This window comes from Pseudorhodoferax aquiterrae, from assembly GCF_014652235.1.
Taxonomy (GTDB): Bacteria; Pseudomonadota; Gammaproteobacteria; order Burkholderiales; family Burkholderiaceae_C; genus Pseudorhodoferax; species Pseudorhodoferax aquiterrae.
In genome coordinates this window covers 1-18,678 of the sequence record NZ_BMYK01000040.1, presented here as the reverse complement: position 1 = coordinate 18,678, position 18,678 = coordinate 1, and the positions used below count along the sequence as shown (strand labels likewise).

Sequence of the window (18,678 nt, the reverse complement as noted above, 5' to 3'; positions counted from 1 at the left end):
CCCTGCCATGCCGCAAGACATCAACCGCATCCTCGATGCGCTGGACCCGTCGGCGCCGCTCGCGCACCGCCACATCTGGCTGATCCGCGTCCTGGACTGGGTGCGCGGCGACGGCAAGTCCGTGCCGGCCGCCGTCAGCCGCGTGCAATTCCTCGTCGAAGCGCTGGAGGCCCGCCCCGAGCTGCTGCCGCGCCTGCGCGCCTGGTGGCGCACCATGGTGCTGACGGTGGACTTCTCGGTGCTGCTGGGCGACCACGGCTTCGCGCCGCGCACGGCCTTCGCCAGCGAGTTCAACGAGCGGCTGCGGCGCAAGCTGCTGCCCGGCACGCCCGAGACCGTGGACGCCTCGGCGCTGTTCTCGCTGGCGTTTCCGCGCCGCATCGATGGCGCTTGGCTGGCCGCACTCGACGAGCCGCTGCTGCAGCGCCTGGCGGCGCAGCTCTCCGACCCCGACGACCCGCGCACGCCGCCCTGGCAGAGCATCGTGCTGGACGCCATCACCTACTGCGCCGGCCAGATCCAGGCCAACGGCTTCGCGCCCGAACTGCGCCTGCGCATGGGCGAGAAGACGCGCGCCGACCGCGCGTTCCACTTCCTCGTCAGCGACGTGGACCAGCTGGCGCGGGCCGTGCGCCAGACCGCTTCGCAGGAGGCCGTGGACGCGGCTGCCCTGCAACTGCGCGAGCGGCTGGAGGCGTGCCGCCAGGCCGTGAACGACGTCTACGCGCACCTGGAGGAGAACGGCATCTCGGTCGGCGTGGTGTTCCGGTTGCGCCAGCTGCGCGAGCGCATCGTGCGCGTGCGCGAACTGCTGGACATGCTGCTGGGCGGCAAGCCGCTGGCCAGCGGTGCGCGCCTGATCGCACGCCTGGCGCAAGCCGAGCAGGACAAGAAGAGCCTGCGCGCCCTGGTCGCGGCCAATTCCTCCCTGCTGGCGGCCAAGGTGGCCGAACGCAGCGCCGAGACCGGCGAGCACTACATCACGCGCGACGTGCCGGCCTACTTCACGATGCTGCGCAAGGCCGCCGGTGGCGGCTTCCTGACGGGCTTCACGGTGCTGCTCAAGTTCAGCATCATGGCCCTCGGACTGTCGGCGTTCTGGGGCGGCTTCTGGGCCGGCCTGTCCTATGCCGTGAGCTTCGTGCTGATCCAGCTGCTGCATTGCACGCTGGCCACCAAGCAGCCGGCCATGACGGCGCCGGCCATGGCGGCCAAGCTCAAGGACCTGACGGGCGACGCGGTGACCCGTTTCGTCGACGAGATCACCCACCTCACCCGATCGCAGGTGGCGGCCGTGCTCGGCAACGTGCTGGTGGTGGTGCCGGCCGTGGTCGGCATCAGCCTGCTGATGCTGCACACGCTGGGCCACCCCATGATCGACGCCCAGGGTGCGCAGTACGTGCTGCATGCGCTGGACCTGCGCGGCCCCACCGCGCTGTTCGCGGCCTTCACGGGCGTGCTGCTGTTCGCCGCCAGCCTGGTCGGCGGCTGGGCCGAGAACTGGTTCGTGCTGCACCGGCTGGATTCGGCGCTGCGCTACAACCCGCGCATCACGCGCTTGCTCGGCGCGGGCCGCGCGGCACGCTGGGCCGGCTTCATGCGCGAGAACATCTCGGGCCTGGCGTCCAACGTCACACTGGGCTTCATGCTGGGCCTGGTGCCGGCCTTCCTGGGCTTCTTCGGCCTCGCGCTGGACGTGCGCCATGTCACGCTGTCGTCGGGCCAGCTGGCCGCGGCAGCGGCCACGCTGGGGCCGGCCGTGTTGCGCATGGAGGCCTTCTGGTGGTGCGTGGCCGCGATCCCGGTGATCGGCATGCTCAACGTGGCCGTGAGCTTCTACCTCGCGTTCCGCGTGGCGGCGCGCGCGCACAACGTCAGCGGTGTGGACCGCGCGCGCATCTACGCCGCCATCCGCGCGCGGCTGCGCCACCGGCCGCTGCAATTCTTCCTGCCCGTGCTGCGGCCCGCTGCCACGGACATCCCCGACCACGACACTTCAAGGAGACCCCCATCCGATGCAGGATCTGCTGACCTTCTGGAACGCTGACGGAGCCAGCGCCAGCCTGCCCACGCTGGCCTGGTCCCTGGTGCTGGCCTGCGCGGCCGCGGCCGGCTACCTGGTGCAGCGCCACAGCGGCCTGCCCAAGGTGGCGGGCTACTCGGTGGTCGGGGCCATCGCCGGCTTCTTCGGTTTTGCCGACGCGGCCTGGCCGCTGACGGGCAACGCGCTGTTCCTGCTGCAGATCGCGATCGCCGTGGTGCTCTTCGAGGCCGGCGCGCGCATCTCGCTGCGCTGGTTCCAGCACAACCCCATGGTGCTGGTGCAGTCCCTGCTCGAATCGGTGCTGAGCTTCGTCGCCGTGTACTGGCTGCTGCGCCAGTTCGACATCGCGCCCATCGCCGCGCAGGCCCTGGCCATCGTGGCCGTGGTGGCCTCACCCGCCGTGCTCACGCGCGTGGTCATGGACACGCATGCGGCCGGGCCCGTGACCGAGCGCGCCATCGCGCTGTCCACGCTGTCCACGCTGTACGCGCTGACCATCGGCAGCGCGCTGGCCGGCCTGATCGAAGCCGGCGAGAACACCGGCGTGCTGGCCACCATCGCCCCGCTGTTCAAGCTGCTGGGCCTGTCGCTGGCCGTGGCCGCACTGCTGGGCCTGGCCATGCGCGCGGCGCTGCGCGTGATGAGCCCGACCAGCGAGAACACCTCCATGCTGCTGCTCGCGCTGATCGCGGCCAGCACCGCGCTGGCCACGCTGGTGGGCGGCTCGGCCGCGCTGTCGGCGCTGCTGGCGGGCCTGTTGCTCAAGCAGGTCAACCCGCGGCCCTGGATCTGGCCGCGCCAGCTCGGCACGGCGGCCTCGATGCTGACCATGCTGATGTTCGTGCTGGTCTCCACGGTGGCGGCCGGCACGGTCTGGAGCGCGGCCGGCGCGGCCCTGGTGCTGGGCGTGGTGGCCGTGCGGCTGCTGGCCAAGGTGCTGGGCACGGTGCTGGCCAGCCCGGGCAGCGGTCTGCGGCTGTCGCAGGCGTTGTGGGCGGGCTGCGCGATGTCGCCCATGTCCTCCGTGGCATTGCTGCTGGCCTCGCAGTTCGCGCTGGCCTCCAAGACGCATGGCGCGACCATCACCGGTGTGGCCCTGCCCTGCATTCTCATGATGGAAGTGGTCGGCGCCGTGATCGCCACTGTGGCGCTGCGGCGCGCCGGCGAGAGCGGCCGCGACCACGCACGCGAGGCCGGCGACAGCGGCCGGGGAGCATTGGAATGAGCGCCGTCGGCCTGGAACCCTTCGGCAAGTCTGCCGCCTTGTCGCTGGGCGTGGAGCTGGAACTGCAGCTCGTCAACACGCACAACTACGACCTCGCGCCCTATGCCGAGGACATGCTGCGTCTGATGGCAGGCCGCAAGCTGCCCGGCTCGGTGGTGCCGGAGATGACCTCCAGCATGATCGAGATCTCCACCGGCGTGTGCGCCAGCGCGGGCCAGGCGCTGGACGAGCTCACGCAGCTGCGCGATGCGCTGGTGGCCTGCGCCGACAAGCTCAACATCGCGATCCTGGGCGGCGGCACGCACGCCTTCCAGCAGTGGCACCAGCAGCGCATCTACGACAAGCCGCGTTTTCGCGAGCTGTCGGCGCTGTACGGCTACCTGTCCAAGCAGTTCACAATCTTCGGCCAGCACGTGCACATCGGCTGCCCCGACGCCGACACCGCGCTCGTCACGCTGCACCAGATGTCGCGCTACATCCCGCACTGCATCGCGCTGTCGGCCTCCTCGCCCTATGTGCAGGGGCAGGACACGGCGTTCGACTCGGCGCGGCTGAACTCGGTGTTCGCGTTTCCGCTGTCGGGCCGCGCACCCTTTGCGCTGAGCTGGGATGCCTTCGAGGACTACTTCAGCAAGATGACGCGCACGGGCGTGGTCAAGAGCATGAAGGACTTCTACTGGGACATCCGGCCCAAGCCCGAGTACGGCACGATCGAGATCCGCGTGTTCGACACGCCGCTCACGGTGCAGCGCGCCGCCGCGCTGGCTGCCTACGTGCAGAGCCTGGCCGCCTGGTGCATGCACGACAAGCCCTTCGTGCCGACGGACGACGACTACCTGGTCTACACCTACAACCGTTTCCAGGCCTGCCGCTTCGGTCTCGACGCGGTCTATGTGGACCCGGCCACGGGCGAGCACATGGCACTGCGCGAGCACATCCTGGCCACCATGGACCGCATTGCGCCGCACGCGCGCGAACTCGGTGCCGAGAACGGCCTGGCGCTGCTGCGCGCCGACGTGCAGGCCAGCCGCAACGATGCGCGCTGGCTGCGTGAACGCCAGGGCGAGGAGCGGCTGCTGGCCGAAGTCGTGCGGCAAGCCGCCGAGCGCTTCCGAAAAGACTGAAAAGACCGACATGGGCGAGTTCGACCTCATCGAGCGCTTCTTCAAGCGCCCCGTGCAGCGCGCCGCGCTGGGCGTGGGCGACGACTGCGCGCTGCTGCAGCCCGCCCCTGGCATGCAGCTGGCCGTCTCCAGCGACATGCTGGTCGAGGGCCGGCATTTCCTGTCCACCGTGGACCCGCGCGCGCTGGGCCACAAGGCGCTGGCCGTGAACCTGTCGGACCTGGCGGCCTGCGGTGCCAAGCCGCTGGCCTTCACGCTGGCACTGGCCCTGCCCGCAGCCGACGCGGCCTGGCTGGAGCCGTTCTCGCAAGGTCTGCTCGCGCTGGCCGATGCGCACGGCTGCGAACTCGTGGGCGGCGACACCACGCGCGGCCCGCTCAACATCTGCATCACGGTGTTCGGCGAGGTGCCGCGTGGCCTGGCCCTGCTGCGTTCGGGCGCGCAGGCCGGGGACGACATCTACGTGAGCGGCACGGTCGGCGATGCGCGGCTGGCGCTCGAGGTGTTCCGGGGCCACCTGGCCATGCCCCAGGAGGTGTTCACGCAGGCGCGGGCGCGCATGGAGCAGCCCACGCCGCGCGTGGCGCTGGGCCAGGCCCTGCGCGGCGTGGCCACGGCGGCCGTGGACGTCAGCGACGGCCTGCTCGGCGACCTCGGCCATGTGCTCAAGGCCTCAAGCCTGGGCGCGCGCATCGAGGCGCCGGCCGCGCTGGGCCTGATGGGCTGCGCCGACGCGCCGCTCTCGCCGGCCCAGCGGCTGGAGTTCGCGCTGGCCGGCGGCGACGACTACGAACTCGTGTTCACGGCCCCGCCATCGGCGCGCGGCCGGGTCAAGGGCGCGGTCGCCCAGGCCCAAGTGCAGGTCACGCGCATCGGCAGCACCACGGCCGCGCCCGGCGTGCAGGTCGTCGATGCCCAGGGCCAGCCGCTGGACCAGCGCTTCGGCTCCTTCGACCACTTCGGCTGACCATGCAACGCCGCCTGCTGCTGCTGGCCCTGCCGCTGGGTGCCGCGGCCTGCACCAGCGCGCCACAGACGCGCGGCAGCGCGCGCGGCGAACCGGCCTCGGCCGGCGAGGCCGTGCAGTCGGACACCAACCGCATGGCCACGCTGGCCATGCGCGACAACCTCGCCAGCCTCATGCTGCTGGCCGACAAGCTGTACCGGCGCAACCCGGCCGAATGGCGCCGCGCCGGCCAGGCCAGCCGCGAGGCCGCGCTCGACCAGCTGGCGGCAGCCATCCGCATGGCCCAGCCCCCGGCCTCGCTGCAGGGCCGGCGCGACATCGCCGCCATGGCGCTGGCGCTGCAGCCCGAGTTCGTGGGCGACCGCGTCAACGCCTTCGTCTATGCCACGGCCGACATGCTGATCACGGCCCATGGCGGCAAGACCAGCTTCAACCTGCTCGACAGCCTGGAGCCGCAGCTGCTGCACAACGCGGCGCGCAACGTCGAGGCCGCCGCCTGGCTGCTGGCCCAGCGCCGCAACAGCGCCGGCCAGCCCCTGCTGCTGGCCGATGAGATCAACGCCACCGAGCGCAACCTGAGCTTCGAGCGCGAATTCGGCAAGATCATCGGCCGGCTCGACCTGCTGGCGGCCTACCTGACCGAGAAGCTGCGGCGCGCCGCCATCGGCTACGTGCAAAGCCTCTTGGGTGGCCAGTTCTTCCAGTTCCTGCCGGTGAGATAGCGCGGCAACCCTGTGGGCGACAATCCCGCCCCATGTTTGCCCCGCTCCAGAACGATACGTTCCTGCGCGCCTGCCTGCGCCAGGCCACCGAACACACGCCGATCTGGCTCATGCGCCAGGCCGGCCGCTACCTGCCCGAGTACCGCGCCACGCGCGCCAAGGCCGGCAGCTTCATGGGGCTGGCGACCAACCCCGACTACGCGACCGAAGTCACGCTGCAGCCGCTGGAGCGTTATCCGCTGGACGCCGCCATCCTGTTCAGCGACATCCTGACCGTGCCGGACGCCATGGGCCTGGGTCTGTCGTTCGCGCTGGGCGAAGGCCCGCGCTTCGCGACACCGGTGCGCGATGAGGCCGCGGTGGCCCGGCTCGCCGTGCCGGACATGGACAAGCTGCGCTACGTGTTCGACGCCGTCACGTCCATCCGCCGCGCACTGGACGGCCGCGTGCCGCTGATCGGCTTCTCGGGCAGCCCCTGGACGCTGGCCTGCTACATGGTGGAAGGCCAGGGCTCGGACGACTACCGCCTCGTCAAGAGCATGCTGTACGGCCGGCCCGACCTCATGCACCGCATGCTGCAGGTCAACGCCGATGCCGTGGCCGCCTACCTGAACGCCCAGATCGAGGCCGGCGCCCAGGCCGTGATGCTGTTCGACAGCTGGGGCGGCGTGCTGGCCGACGGCGCCTTCCAGCAGTTCAGCCTGGCCTACACGCAGCAGGTGCTGCGCCGGCTCAAGGCCACGCACGACGGCCAGACCATCCCGCGCATCGTCTTCACCAAGGGCGGCGGCATCTGGCTGGACCAGATGGCCGAACTCGATTGCGAGGTGTTGGGCCTGGACTGGACCGTCAACCTGGGCCAGGCGCGCGCGCGCGTCGGCGACCGCAAGGCGCTGCAGGGCAACCTCGATCCCAACGTGCTGTTCGCGCCGCCCGAAGCGGTGGCCGCCGAAGCGCGCCGCGTGCTGGACAGCTTCGGCGCGCCGCACCGGGGCGAGGGACATGGGCCGACGCAGATCTTCAATCTGGGCCACGGCATCAGCCAGCACACCCCGCCCGAGCATGTATCGGCCCTGGTGGAGACGGTCCACAGCCACTCGCGCGCGCTGCGCCGTTGACACATCCCGCGCCCCCTGCATACACGGGGCGGGCTGCGAAAGAGTTGGCGCCCAGCCCACTTATGCACAAAAAAGGGGAGGCGGCACAGGAAAGCTTGCCTGGGCAAGTACCCCGGGTCGCGCCCAGCGGTTGAATTGCAAGCCATTGATTTCAAAGGATTTGTGTAGTTGCCCGATTTGTGGGCAGTGGACTGGCGTCCCTTGCGTGGCAAGGACTTGCGAAAGCTGTGGGGCCGCTATCAACAAAGTTATCCACAGGCTCCGTGGATGAGCGTCAAACAACTTCCGAATCAACAACTTAAGGGCATAACCTTGAGTTCACATCAACAAGCTGGGCTAGGAGCGTGGGCGGCAGAAATCCGGCCCCGCGCCGGGGCGAGTGGCGGTGCCAGCCGAGGCGCCGGTGAGGCCGTGTGGCCTGCCACACAACGAGCCGGCAACGAAGGATGGCGCTGCCAATCGCCCCGGCCCGAAGGGTGCGGCCTGCAAGGGGGCGCATGCGTCGTTGCCGTCCTCGCGCAGGCGGCCAGCCTGCGCTTCGTCCGGCGCCTCGCATGCGCCCCCTTGCAGGCCGCACGCGGGGCCGGATTTCTGCCGTCCACGCTCCTGGTGCGCACCTAGCATGCCGTTCACCGTTTCCGTGGTCGTGCAACTGCCGGCGCACAGCGCGCTGGCGGGACCGCTCAGCTACAGCTGTGAGCAGGCGCTGGCGCCGGGCAGCCTGGTGCGTGTGCCGCTGGGCCGGCGCGAAACCCTGGGCGTGGTCTGGGAGGCTCCGGCCCCGCCGGACGGCGCCCAGCTCAAACCCGTGACCACCGTGCTGGAAGGGATCCCGCCCCTGAACGCCGTCTGGCGCCAGTTGGTCGGCTTTGCCGCCGGCTACTACCAGCGCGCGCTGGGCGAGGTGGCGCTGGCCGCGCTGCCGCCACAGCTGCGCGAACTGGACGCGGCGCAATGGCACCGCCGGCTGCGACGCAAGAGCCGCGAGACCGAGACAGCGCTGCAGGCCGACGTACCCCCGCCGGCGCCGACCGCGGAACAGGCCCAGGCGCTCGCGCGCATCCAGTCCGAGGACGGCCCCTTCCTGCTCTACGGCAGCACCGGCAGCGGCAAGACCGAGGTCTACCTGCGCGCCGTGCAGGCGGCGCTGGCCGCCGATCCGCAGGCCCAGGCGCTGGTCATGGTGCCCGAGATCAACCTCACGCCGCAGCTGGAGGAGCGCTTCGTCGCCCGCTTCGCGCCGGCCTTCGGCCGCCAGGCCCTGGTGTCCATGCACAGCGGCATGACGCCCGCGCAGCGCCTGGCCAGCTGGCTGGCGGCCCACACCGGCAGCGCCCGCATCGTGCTGGGCACGCGCATGGCGGTGTTCGCCTCCATGCCGGGGCTGCGCCTGATCGTCGTCGACGAGGAGCACGACCCCAGTTACAAGCAGCAGGAAGGTGCGCGCTACTCGGCGCGCGACCTGGCGGTCTACCGTGGCCGGCTGGAGAGCCGACACGGTGGCCAGCCCTGCCGCGTGCTATTGGGCTCGGCCACGCCTTCGCTGGAAAGCTGGCACCACAGCCGGCCGGCGGCCGAAGGCGGCAAATACCTGCGGCTGGCCATGCCCAGCCGCGTCGGCGCCGGCCGGCTGCCGGCCGTGCGCCTGGTGGACATGGGCCAGCAGCCGCGCAACACCCAGCTCGCGCCGCAGCTACTGGCCGCCATCGGCGCACGCATCGCGCGCGGCGAACAGGCCATGCTGCTGCTGAACCGGCGCGGCTACGCGCCCGTGCTGGCCTGCGGCAGCTGCGACTGGAAGAGCCTGTGCCCGCACTGCAGCGCCTACCGCGTGTTCCACAAGATCGACCGCTCGCTGCGCTGCCACCACTGCGGCTATGCCGAGCGCGTGCCGCGCGCCTGCCCCGAATGCGGCGACGTGGACCTGGCGCCCGTGGGCCGCGGCACCGAGCGGCTGGAGGAACATCTCGCGCATTTGTTCGAGGGCATGGAGCGCCCCGGCGCCGAGGGCGAGGACCGGCGCGTGCGGGTGCTGCGCATCGACGCCGACAGCACGCGCCACAAGGGCGCGCTCGAGGAGCAGCTGGCCCAGGTCCATGCCGGCGCGGTCGATGTGCTGGTCGGCACGCAGATGATCGCCAAGGGCCACGACTTTCGCCGCATCACGCTGGTGGCGGCCGTGAACCCGGACGGTGCGCTGTTCTCCAGCGACTTCCGCGCGCCCGAGCGCCTGTTCGCGCTGCTGATGCAGGCGGCCGGCCGGGCCGGGCGCGACGCCAGCCAGGGCGCGGCGAGCGAGATGTGGATCCAGACCGCCCATCCGCAGCACGCGCTGTTCGCGGCACTGCGTCGGCACGACTACCCGGCCTTCGCGGACGGCCAGCTGGCCGAACGCATGCAGGCGGGCATGCCGCCCTTCAGCTTCCAGGCCCTGGTGCGCGCCGATGCGCGCACGCAGCAGGCGGCCCAGGCCTTCCTGACGCAGGCGGCCAGCCAGGTCACCGGCTTGCCGGGCGCTGACCAGGTGCTGGTGTACCCGGCCGTGCCAACCGCGGTGCAGCGCGTGGCCAATGTGGAGCGCGCGCAGATGCTGGTGGAGAGCGCGTCGCGCGGCGCGCTGCAGCAGTTCCTCGCGGCCTGGCAGGCGGTGCTGCACGGCACGCGGCGCGATGGCGGCATCGAGGGCGTGCTGCGCTGGGCCATCGATGTCGACCCCTTGATGGTCTAAACCACCGCGCGACCGATCAGGTCGCGCGCGAAGCGGTTGCGGTTCGCGGCGAACCACTCGGGCGTGTAGCGCGCCGCGATCGTGCGCGCCGCCTCGCCCAGGGCAGGCGCATGCAGCAGACGCCGCAGCGCCTCACGCGCATTGCATTCGGCCGGGTTCCACAGCGCGGCAGCACCACACGCCGCCACGCGCTGCGCCACCTTGAGCTTCTCGAAATCGGCCGGCAGGATCAGCTGCGGTTTGCCGGCCAGCAGGCAGTGGCTCACCAGCGCGGTCGAGCCCTGGTGGATGACGGCGTCGGCATCGGCCAGCACACGGCCCAGGTGCAAGGGCTGGCGCAGCACGCGCACGCAAGTGTGGCGGTAGCGCGCCAGCACCTCGTCCGGCGCATCGCGCCAGACGCACAGCGTGACGGCGTCCGAGAGCTGAAGCTCGTCCAGCAAGGCGCTCGCACCGGCGCTGCTGCGCAGGTGGGCGAACACGCGGCGGCGCTGCCAGCTTTCCGGCCAGGGCACATCGACGGTCTCGGCATGAGTGGCCAGGGGGCCCACCCACAGGCCCTCGTGGCGCGGGCCGTAGGGGTCGGTCTCGGGAATGCACTCGAACACCCGGCGCGGGTGCTTCAGGATCAGGGACAGCGAACTCGCGTGCGGACCGCCGAAGCGCTGCCCGACCTGCGCGATCGTGTCCGACAAGCGCGCCACGCGCTCGGCCGTGCGCTGGCCCAACGGCGACGCGGCACGCACGCCTGCGTAGGGCGGGCAGTCGGGCGGTGGCGCATCGAAACCATTGGTGATCTGGAAGGCGGGCAGGCCCAGCAGCTGGCTGGTCAACTGCGCGGCCGGCGCATAGTCCAGCACCACGCATTCGGGTGCCAGCACATCGATGAGACGGGTCCAGCCCTCGACGGCCGCGAGCAGCCGGCCTGCATCGTCGAAACCGCTGGCCAGCAGCACGTCGGCGAAGGAGTCGGCGCGGAAGTCCGGGCCGAAGGTTTGTTGTTCCAGCACCGGCGCCTCTTCCCGGCGCTGCGACAGCGCGGCCAGCGCCGGCGCGTTGCGCTGGCTGCGCGGCACCACCCAGACCGGTTCGCCCCCCTGTTGCTCCACCATGCGCGCGACCGCGAGCAGCCGCGACAGCCGCCCGAAGTTGCGGCCATGTTCCCAGGCCAGCAGAACGCGCGGGCGGCGGCGCTCGGTGATCCAGGCAGGGCTGCGGCAGCCGACGTCTGCCTGTTTGTCAGTGGTTTCCAAGGCCATGGCATGCACTCCGGTTTCATGTTGTTACATTTCCGGAAATGTATGCACCGCATGCAGCGCGCACAAGGCGTGCGCCATGCTTGAAGACACCTTGTGTGAAGTGCTACGCCGTTGGGCGGTGCGGAACCAGCCCAGTCCCTCGCGCGTTCCTGCGGCGGGACGGTATTCGCAGCCGACCCAGCCCGCGTAGCCCAAGGCATCGAGCACGCCGAAGAGGTGCGGGTAGTTCAACTCCCCCGTGTCGGGCTCGTGGCGCGCGGGCACGCCCGCGATCTGGATGTGGCCCACGCGCCCGGTCGGCAGGTAGCGGCGCAGCTTGGTTTCCAGGTCGCCTTCGACGATCTGGCAGTGGTAGAGGTCCATCTGCACCGCCAAGCCCGGGCTGCCCACGGCTTCGACGATGGCATGCGCCTGGTCCTGGCGCTGCAGGAAGTAGCCAGGCATGTCGCGGCCGTTGATGGGTTCGATCAGCACCGTGCGGCCAGCCGCGTGGGCCTGGGCTGCGGCCCACGAGAGGTTGGCGCAGTAGCTGTCGTGCATGCGCGCGCGGTCGGCATCCGGAGCCACCAGGCCCGCCATCACGTGCAGGCGCGGGCATTGCAGCGCCTCCGCATAGGCCAGCGCACGTGCGAAGCCGCTGCGGAATTCTTCCTCGCGGCCCGGCAATGCGGCGATGCCGCGTTCGCCCGCTTCGAAGTCCCCCGGTGGCGCGTTGAACAGCACCTGGGACAGGCCGGCCCCCTGCAGCCGCGCGGCGATCTCGTGCGCCGCGAACGCATAGGGAAACAGGAACTCGACGCCGCGAAAGCCGTCCTGCGCCGCCGCCGCAAAGCGGTCCAGGAAGTCGTGCTCTTGGTACATCATGCTGAGGTTGGCGGCGAAACGGGGCATAGGGGGTCTCCAATGGAATCGTTGCGCGCGTCTTGTACCACCGGCCGGCCTTGGCTTAACAGCGGCAGCGCTGCGCCGCATAATGGCGCCCCAGGACGGACCGCCCACACGGCCACCCCCTGGCGGCGCCACGGGCCCGCCCAAACGCCGCAATGCAAGAACACCGCCCACCGTCCATCCTGTCCGGCCCCTTCGCGGGCCAGCCCAGCCGCCGGCTGCAGCCCCGCAATGCGCTGCGCTGGCCGGTCACCATCCTGATCTCCGGCGGCAACGAACGCAGCGGCATGACGGTGGACCTCAGCGCCGAAGGCCTCTCGCTGTCCACCGACCGACCGATCGCGCCGGGCTCGCGCTGCACGTTGCTGCTGCGCCCCACGCCCGACGAGGAGTGGCTCAAGCTGGAGGTCAAGGCCGTGTACTCGTCCTATACGGCACCGGGCGACTTCCGCATCGGCATGGCCTTCCTGCCGCAGGACGCCGCGGGCCGCGACCGGCTGCGCGCCGTCGCCACGGCCCGCGCCTGACCTCCCCGACCTTTAGGCCGCGGCTTGCGGCAGACGCACCACGGCGTCCAGCCCCACCATCTGCCCGTCCGCGGCGAGACGGTTGTCCAGCGCGATCTCGCCGTCCAGCGCCTGCACGATCTCGCGGCAGATCGCCAGCCCCAGCCCCGAACCGCGGGCCACGTCGCCGGCGGCGAAGGGCGTGAACAGACGCTGGCGCAACTCGGCCGAGATGCCCGGCCCGCCATCGGCCACGCGCAGCACCGCGGCGCCGGCCTGCGGCCGCACCTCCACCAGCAGCGCGGCGCCCGGCGGGCTCAGGCGGATGGCGTTGTGCAACAGGTTGCGCGTGAGTTCTTGCAGCATCCAGCGGTGCGCGCGCACCAGCGTGGGCTGCACCTCCAGGGCGAAGTCCAGGCCTTTGTCGGCCAGCAGCGGCGAGACATCCAGCGCAACTTCGCGCACGGCCTCGGCCAGGTCGATGCGCTCGAACTCGGGCCGCTGGCGCAGTTGCTCGACCTTGGCCAGCGACAGCATCTGGTTGGCCAGCACGGTGGCGCGCTCTACGGTGGCACCGATCTCGGCCAGGGCCTGTTCCGGCGGCGCATCGCCGCGCCGCGCCGACTGCACCTGGGTCTTGAGCACTGCCAGCGGCGTGCGCAGCTGGTGGGCGGCATCGCGCACGAAGCGCTTCTGGTGGTCCAGCAGGCGCTGCAAGCGGGCCATCACGGCCGTCATCGCGTCGATGAGCGGCGCCAGCTCGCGCGGCGCGTCGGGCGCCTGGATGGGCGAGAGGTCGTCGGCCGCGCGCGCCTGGATGGCCTGGCCCAGCGCGCGCACGGGCCGCGTGGCCCGCTGCACCACGAGCACGGTGGCCCCCGCCACCACGGCCAGCAGCAGCAGCTGGCGCCACAGCATGTCCAGCAGCAGCCGGCGCGCCAGTGCCTCGCGCAGCTCCAGCGTCTCGGCCACCTGCACCACGGCCATGCCGCGGCCGCGCTCGCTCGCCACGGGCTGCAGCAGCACGGCCACGCGCACGGGCAGGTCGCGGAAGCGGTCGTCGTAGAAATCGACCAGCGCCGCATACGGCGGCCGGGCCGGCAGGGTGCCGCGCCAGAACGGCAGCTCGGCGAAACCCGAGACCATCTCGCCGTCGCGGCGCGAGACGCGGTAGTACATGCGGCTCTGGTTGTCGGCCTCGAAGGCCTCCAGCGCCGAGAACGGCACCGTGGCGCGCAATTCGGCCAGCTCGCCCTCGCCCTGCACGTCGAGCTGCTCGCCGATGGTCTTGGCCGAAGCCAGCAGCGTGCGGTCGTAGGCCGTGGTCGCGGCCGCCAGCGCCTGGCGGTAGACGCTGATGCTGTTGAGCACGATGAACAGCGTGAGCGGCAGCAACAGGCCCAGCAGCAGCCGAAAGCGCAACGAAGTCCGCGCCGACATCAATCGGGCTTGAGCAAATAGCCCAGGCCGCGCAGCGTGACCAGGCTTGCGCCGCTGCCGGCCAGCTTCTTGCGCAGCCGGTAGGCCACGACCTCGATGGCCTCGGTCTGCACCTCGGCCTCGCCCGGAAACACCAGCGCGAACAGCCGCTCCTTGGCCACGGCGTGGCCAGGCCGGGCCATCAAGGCGCGCAGCAGCGCGGCCTCGCGCGGCGTGAGTTCCAGCACCTCGCCACGCAGGTAGACGGCGCCGCTGGCCGGGTCCAGCCGCAGCGCGCCGACCTCGGGCACCGGCTCGTCCATGCCGCCCAGGCGGCGGCGCAGCGCGCGCAGCCGCGCCTCGAGTTCGTCCAGGTCGAAGGGCTTGGGCAGGTAGTCGTCGGCGCCAGCATTCAGGCCCAGCACGCGGTCGCCCACGGTGCCGCGTGCGGTCAACAGCAGCACGGGCGTGCGCAGGCCGGCGGCGCGCGCATCGGCCAGCACCTGCAGGCCGTCGCGGCCGGGCAGGCTCAGGTCCAGCGCCACCACGTCGGGCTCGAGCGCCTGCCATTGCGCCAGCGCCGCCGCACCGTCGCCGCAGACGCGCACGTCGATCTGCTTGCGGGCCAGCGCACGCTGCAGCGTGGCCTGCATCGCGGGGTCGTCTTCGACGAGCAGCAGCTTCATGGTTCTCGGTATTTACCCCAGGTCGCTGGACAGCCAACTGACAGCGGGGCGGCGCATCATAGCCACGCCGTCAGGCTCCCGTCAGCCCATGGCGGGCCGCTTCTTTCATGCACACCAAGGAGACGCAAGCATGCGCCGCGACCACTTCCTCAAGTCCCTGGCCGCTCTGGCCGCCACGGGCGCCCTGCCCCTGCACGCGCTGGCCGCGCCCAACGTCAAGATGCTGATCCCGGCGAACCCGGGCGGCGGCTGGGACATCACCGGCCGTGCGCTGGGCAAGGCGCTGATGGACTCCAAGGCCGCCGACACCGTGAGCTTCGACAACAAGGGCGGCGCGGCCGGCGCGCTGGGCCTGGCCCAGTTCGTCAACGGCGCCAAGAACGACCCGAATGCGCTGATGGTCATGGGCGCCGTGATGCTGGGCGGCATCATCACGGGCAAGCCGCCCGTGAACCTCTCGCAGGCCACGCCGATCGCGCGCCTGATCAGCGAATACAACGTGTTCGTACTGCCGGCCAACTCGCCGTTCAAGACCATGGCCGACGTGATTGCCCAGCTCAAGAAGGACCCCGGCAGCGTCAAGTGGGGCGGCGGCTCGCGCGGCGCCACGGAGCACATCGCCGCGGCCATGATCGCGCGCGCGGTCGGCGTCGACCCGGCCAAGATCAACTACGTGGCCTTCCGTGGCGGCGGCGAGGCCACGGCCGCCATCCTGGGCGGCAACGTGAGCATCGGCGGCAGCGGCATGAGCGAGTTCGCGCCCTACATCGCCGACGGCAAGATGCGCGCGATCGGCGTCACCTCCGAGCAGCGCCTGCCCGGCGTCAACGTGCCCACGCTCAAGGAACAGGGCATCGACGTGGTGATCGGCAACTGGCGCGGCGTCTATGGCGCGCCCGGACTCACGGCGCCGCAACGCAAGGCGCTGACCGACATGGTGCTGACCGCGGTCAAGAGCCCGTCCTGGCAGGAGTCCGTCAAGAAGAACGACTGGACGCCGGCCGTGCTGACGGGCCCCGAGTTCGACAAGTTCGTCGACGACGAGTTCGCCACGCTGCGCGCCATCATGGCCAAGTCCGGGATGGTGTAACCAGCCCACCGCCGTCTGGCCGGCTGCACTGCGTGTGGCCGGCCGATCCCCCTGCGAGGGGGCGCACCCAGCGGCCGGGCAAAGCCCGTTGCGCGGGTGCCCCGGCCTCGGACGCGCCAAGCACATGGCGCCATGCCTCTGGAGTTACCGGATGACAGATTCTTCTTCCAACAAGGGCCCGCAGACGCTGGTCGCCCTGGGCGTGCTGCTGACCGGCCTGGCCATGGGCTGGGGCGCGCTGGGCATCTCGTCGGACGCCGGCTACGGCGGCGTGGGCCCCAACTTCCTGCCCATGCTGTGCGCCGGCGCACTGACGCTGTGCGGCGCCTTCCTGTTCTGGGAAGCGCGCAGCGGGGGCTTTCGCGACAGCGGCGACGAGGCCGATCTGCCGCCGGCCAACTGGAGCGGCCTGGTCTGGGTCTCGGCCGGCCTGCTGCTCAACGCCGCGCTGATCGAGCACCTGGGCTTCATCCTGGGCTGCACGCTGTGCTATGTGCTGGCCGTGCAAGGCCTGCGCCGTGCGGCCGGCCAGGCCGTGGCGGGCAGCGCGCGCACCTGGGCGACGGACCTGGTCACGGGGCTGTTGATCTCCGCGCCGGTCTATTGGATGTTCACGAAATTCCTGGCGATCAACCTGCCGGGCCTGACGCAAACCGGGTGGCTTTGACATGGACATCTTCAACGCCCTCCTGCAAGGCTTCAGCCAGGCCATCACCGTCAGCAACCTGCTGTGGTGCCTGGTCGGCTGCGCGCTCGGCACGGCCGTCGGCGTGCTGCCCGGCATCGGCCCGGCCGTGGCCGTGGCCATGCTGTTGCCCATCACGGGCAAGGTCGACGTCACGGCCTCGATGATCTTCTTCGCCGGCATCTACTACGGGGCGATGTACGGCGGCTCCACCACCTCCATCCTGCTCAACACGCCGGGGGAGACCGCCTCCATGGTCACGGCCATGGAAGGCAACAAGATGGCCAAGAGCGGTCGCGCCGGCGCGGCGCTGGCCACGGCGGCGATCGGCTCCTTCGTGGCCGGCACCATCGCCACCGTGGTCGTGACGCTGTTCGCGCCCAGCGTGGCCGAGTTCGCCGTCAAGCTCGGCCCGCCCGAGTACTTCATGCTCATGCTGCTGGCCTTCACCACCGTCAGTGCGGTGCTGGGCCAGAGCACGCTGCGCGGCATGACGGCGCTGTTCATCGGCCTGGCCATCGGCTGCGTGGGCCTGGACCAGATCTCGGGCCAGGGCCGCTACGTGGGCAACATCCCCGAGCTGCTGGACGGCATCGAGATCGTGCTCGTGGCGGTGGGCCTGTTCGCCGTGGCCGAGGTGCTGTACGCCGTGCTGTACGAGGGCCGCGTGGTCGAGTCGCAGAACAAGCTCAGCCGCGTGCACATGACCGCGCGCGACTGGAAGCGCTCGGTCCCGGCCTGGCTGCGCGGCACGGTGATCGGCACGCCGTTCGGCTGCATCCCGGCCGGCGGCACCGAGATCCCGACCTTCCTGTCGTACGCCACCGAAAAGAAGCTCGCCAAGGACCCCGCGGCCCAGGCCGAGTTCGGCACCAAGGGCGCGATCGAAGGCGTGGCCGGCCCCGAGGCCGCCAACAACGCCACCGTGACGGCCGCGCTGATCCCGCTGCTGACGCTGGGCATCCCGACCAGCAACACCACGGCCATCCTGCTCGGCGCGTTCCAGAACTACGGCATCCAGCCCGGTCCGCAGCTGTTCACGACTTCGGCCGCACTGGTCTGGGCGCTGATCGCCTCGCTGTACATCGGCAATGTCATGCTGCTGGTGCTGAACCTGCCGATGGTCGGTCTGTGGGTCAAGCTGCTCAAGATCCCCAAGCCGCAGCTGTACGCGGGCATCCTGATCTTCTCGACCGTGGGCGCCTACGGCATGCGCCAGAGTGCGTTCGACCTGTTCCTGCTGTTCGGCATCGGCCTCTTGGGCGTGCTGATGCGGCGCTACGCCTTCCCGACCGCGCCCGTGGTCGTCGGCATGATCCTGGGCCCGCTGGCCGAGGCGCAGCTGCGCAACGCGGTCTCGATCGGCGAAGGCAGCGCCATGGTGTTCCTGCAACGGCCGATGTCGCTCGCCCTGCTGGTCGTGGTGCTGGCCGTGCTGGTGCTGCCGCGCGTGGTCCAGTGGATGGGGCGGCGCAAGGCGGCCTGAATCCCCTGCGCCAGCGGGGAAAGCCGGCCGGGACGCCTTCTGCGGCGTACCCTGCCGGCTTTCTTTTTTTCCAAGGAGCACACGATGGAGACCAATCAACTGCACCGCGGCCGGCTGATCGACCACATCCAGCTGGTGGTGCGCGACCTCGAGGCCAGCCGGCGCTTCTACACGGCCGTGTTCGCGACGCTGGAGATCCCGCTGGGCGGCACGGGCGACGACTACTTCTGGGCCGACGAACTCTTCGTCTCGACCGCCAGCAGCACGGCCGCCCAAGGGCAGCTGACGGGCCGCCACCACCTGGCCTTCCAGGCCAAGGACCGCGCCACCGTGGACGCCTTCCACAAGGCCGCGCTGGCCCACGGCGGCCGCGACAACGGCGGCCCCGGCGAGCGGCCCTACCACCCGGGCTACTACGGCGCCTTCGTGCTCGATCCGGACGGCAACAACATCGAGGCCGTGTTCCACGGCGCGGCACAGCGCAACGTGCCCTCGGTCGTCGTCACGTTCTGAGCGGGCTCAGAGGGTGTTTCCGAAATGAATAGGCCCACGCCGGGGTGCCCTGCGGCCATGGGCAAGGCGCGACACGCAGGCCGTGCTGCAGCCCGGACAAGTGGCGCAACGCAGCCCATGGCCGCAGGGCGCCCCGGCCCGAAGGGTGCGGCCCCAGGGCTCGCCCACTCGGCGTTGCAAGGCTTGTGCGGGCAGACAGCCCGCACGGCGCCTTGCGC

16 protein-coding genes are annotated in these 18,678 nt (G+C 71.0%); 12 read left to right on the top strand and 4 right to left on the bottom strand.

Annotated features, from left to right (window positions below):
• The first annotated feature begins 7 nt into the window (after positions 1-7).
• The 7 genes from tlpB (at position 8) to priA (ending at position 9,928) form a co-directional block, all read left to right on the top strand.
• The gene (tlpB, locus tag IE209_RS30980) at positions 8-2,047 is read left to right on the top strand and encodes a transporter-like protein TlpB (protein ID WP_189690714.1); all 2,040 of its coding nucleotides are present in this window, start codon (positions 8-10) and stop codon (positions 2,045-2,047) included.
• Positions 2,016-3,269 carry a cation:proton antiporter gene (locus IE209_RS30975; protein ID WP_189690713.1) on the top strand — a complete coding sequence of 418 codons (1,254 nt, stop codon included), beginning with the start codon at positions 2,016-2,018 and terminating at the stop codon, positions 3,267-3,269. Before tlpB ends, IE209_RS30975 begins: the two co-directional genes overlap by 32 nt.
• Positions 3,266-4,393: a YbdK family carboxylate-amine ligase gene (locus IE209_RS30970; protein WP_189690712.1), complete on the top strand. Its 1,128-nt coding sequence runs from the start codon at positions 3,266-3,268 to the stop codon at positions 4,391-4,393. The genes IE209_RS30975 and IE209_RS30970 overlap by 4 nt, the downstream gene beginning before the upstream one ends.
• 10 nt (positions 4,394-4,403) lie before the next feature.
• Complete coding sequence (gene thiL / locus IE209_RS30965) at positions 4,404-5,360, top strand: thiamine-phosphate kinase (RefSeq protein ID WP_189690711.1); 957 nt, start codon at positions 4,404-4,406, stop codon at positions 5,358-5,360.
• 2 nt (positions 5,361-5,362) lie between these two features.
• Positions 5,363-6,082 (top strand): hypothetical protein, encoded by a 720-nt coding sequence (locus IE209_RS30960; protein ID WP_189690710.1) that lies wholly within the window; start codon positions 5,363-5,365, stop codon positions 6,080-6,082.
• Between the two features lie 32 nt (positions 6,083-6,114).
• Positions 6,115-7,200: a uroporphyrinogen decarboxylase gene (gene hemE, locus IE209_RS30955; protein WP_189690709.1), complete on the top strand. Its 1,086-nt coding sequence runs from the start codon at positions 6,115-6,117 to the stop codon at positions 7,198-7,200.
• 622 nt (positions 7,201-7,822) lie between these two features.
• Positions 7,823-9,928: a replication restart helicase PriA gene (gene priA / locus IE209_RS30950; RefSeq protein ID WP_189690708.1), complete on the top strand. Its 2,106-nt coding sequence runs from the start codon at positions 7,823-7,825 to the stop codon at positions 9,926-9,928.
• On the opposite strand, the gene IE209_RS30945 is transcribed toward priA, so the two are convergent.
• Positions 9,925-11,187: a glycosyltransferase gene (locus tag IE209_RS30945; protein WP_189690707.1), complete on the bottom strand. Its 1,263-nt coding sequence runs from the start codon at positions 11,185-11,187 to the stop codon at positions 9,925-9,927. The two genes, priA and IE209_RS30945, sit on opposite strands and share 4 nt — an antisense overlap.
• Positions 11,188-11,211: 24 nt before the next feature.
• The gene (otnI, locus tag IE209_RS30940) at positions 11,212-12,078 is read right to left on the bottom strand and encodes a 2-oxo-tetronate isomerase (RefSeq protein WP_189690706.1); all 867 of its coding nucleotides are present in this window, start codon (positions 12,076-12,078) and stop codon (positions 11,212-11,214) included.
• A gap of 152 nt (positions 12,079-12,230) precedes the next feature.
• On the opposite strand from otnI, the gene IE209_RS30935 reads away from it, so the two are divergent.
• Entirely contained in the window at positions 12,231-12,602 is a 372-nt protein-coding gene (locus tag IE209_RS30935) for a PilZ domain-containing protein (protein WP_189690705.1), read from the top strand.
• Positions 12,603-12,614: 12 nt separating this feature from the next.
• Here the strand turns inward: IE209_RS30935 and IE209_RS30930 are convergent, their stop codons facing one another.
• Positions 12,615-14,021 (bottom strand): sensor histidine kinase, encoded by a 1,407-nt coding sequence (locus tag IE209_RS30930; RefSeq protein ID WP_189690704.1) that lies wholly within the window; start codon positions 14,019-14,021, stop codon positions 12,615-12,617.
• Positions 14,021-14,686 carry a response regulator transcription factor gene (locus tag IE209_RS30925; protein ID WP_189690703.1) on the bottom strand — a complete coding sequence of 222 codons (666 nt, stop codon included), beginning with the start codon at positions 14,684-14,686 and terminating at the stop codon, positions 14,021-14,023. The genes IE209_RS30930 and IE209_RS30925 overlap by 1 nt, the downstream gene beginning before the upstream one ends.
• A gap of 130 nt (positions 14,687-14,816) precedes the next feature.
• Here IE209_RS30925 and IE209_RS30920 point away from each other — a divergent pair, with 130 nt between their 5' ends.
• From IE209_RS30920 to IE209_RS30905, 4 genes are all read left to right on the top strand, one after another.
• Complete coding sequence (locus IE209_RS30920) at positions 14,817-15,776, top strand: tripartite tricarboxylate transporter substrate binding protein (protein ID WP_145549328.1); 960 nt, start codon at positions 14,817-14,819, stop codon at positions 15,774-15,776.
• Positions 15,777-15,927: 151 nt separating this feature from the next.
• Positions 15,928-16,443 carry a tripartite tricarboxylate transporter TctB family protein gene (locus IE209_RS30915; protein WP_189690702.1) on the top strand — a complete coding sequence of 172 codons (516 nt, stop codon included), beginning with the start codon at positions 15,928-15,930 and terminating at the stop codon, positions 16,441-16,443.
• 1 nt (position 16,444) lies between these two features.
• Positions 16,445-17,947, top strand: coding sequence for a tripartite tricarboxylate transporter permease (locus tag IE209_RS30910; protein WP_189690701.1), 1,503 nt, complete (start codon positions 16,445-16,447; stop codon positions 17,945-17,947).
• Between the two features lie 84 nt (positions 17,948-18,031).
• Positions 18,032-18,460 (top strand): VOC family protein, encoded by a 429-nt coding sequence (locus tag IE209_RS30905; RefSeq protein WP_189690700.1) that lies wholly within the window; start codon positions 18,032-18,034, stop codon positions 18,458-18,460.
• The last annotated feature ends 218 nt before the right edge of the window (positions 18,461-18,678 follow it).

Coding starts and splice junctions, on each gene's coding strand:
- IE209_RS30920 (WP_145549328.1), top strand. CDS start 14,817: ATGCGCCGCGACCACTTCCTCAAGTCCCTGGCCGCTCTGGCCGCCACG.
- IE209_RS30960 (WP_189690710.1), top strand. CDS start 5,363: ATGCAACGCCGCCTGCTGCTGCTGGCCCTGCCGCTGGGTGCCGCGGCC.
- thiL (WP_189690711.1), top strand. CDS start 4,404: ATGGGCGAGTTCGACCTCATCGAGCGCTTCTTCAAGCGCCCCGTGCAG.
- hemE (WP_189690709.1), top strand. CDS start 6,115: ATGTTTGCCCCGCTCCAGAACGATACGTTCCTGCGCGCCTGCCTGCGC.
- IE209_RS30905 (WP_189690700.1), top strand. CDS start 18,032: ATGGAGACCAATCAACTGCACCGCGGCCGGCTGATCGACCACATCCAG.
- IE209_RS30945 (WP_189690707.1), bottom strand. CDS start 11,187: ATGGCCTTGGAAACCACTGACAAACAGGCAGACGTCGGCTGCCGCAGC.
- priA (WP_189690708.1), top strand. CDS start 7,823: ATGCCGTTCACCGTTTCCGTGGTCGTGCAACTGCCGGCGCACAGCGCG.
- otnI (WP_189690706.1), bottom strand. CDS start 12,078: ATGCCCCGTTTCGCCGCCAACCTCAGCATGATGTACCAAGAGCACGAC.
- IE209_RS30970 (WP_189690712.1), top strand. CDS start 3,266: ATGAGCGCCGTCGGCCTGGAACCCTTCGGCAAGTCTGCCGCCTTGTCG.
- IE209_RS30930 (WP_189690704.1), bottom strand. CDS start 14,021: ATGTCGGCGCGGACTTCGTTGCGCTTTCGGCTGCTGCTGGGCCTGTTG.
- IE209_RS30935 (WP_189690705.1), top strand. CDS start 12,231: ATGCAAGAACACCGCCCACCGTCCATCCTGTCCGGCCCCTTCGCGGGC.
- IE209_RS30915 (WP_189690702.1), top strand. CDS start 15,928: ATGACAGATTCTTCTTCCAACAAGGGCCCGCAGACGCTGGTCGCCCTG.
- IE209_RS30975 (WP_189690713.1), top strand. CDS start 2,016: ATGCAGGATCTGCTGACCTTCTGGAACGCTGACGGAGCCAGCGCCAGC.
- IE209_RS30925 (WP_189690703.1), bottom strand. CDS start 14,686: ATGAAGCTGCTGCTCGTCGAAGACGACCCCGCGATGCAGGCCACGCTG.
- IE209_RS30910 (WP_189690701.1), top strand. CDS start 16,445: ATGGACATCTTCAACGCCCTCCTGCAAGGCTTCAGCCAGGCCATCACC.
- tlpB (WP_189690714.1), top strand. CDS start 8: ATGCCGCAAGACATCAACCGCATCCTCGATGCGCTGGACCCGTCGGCG.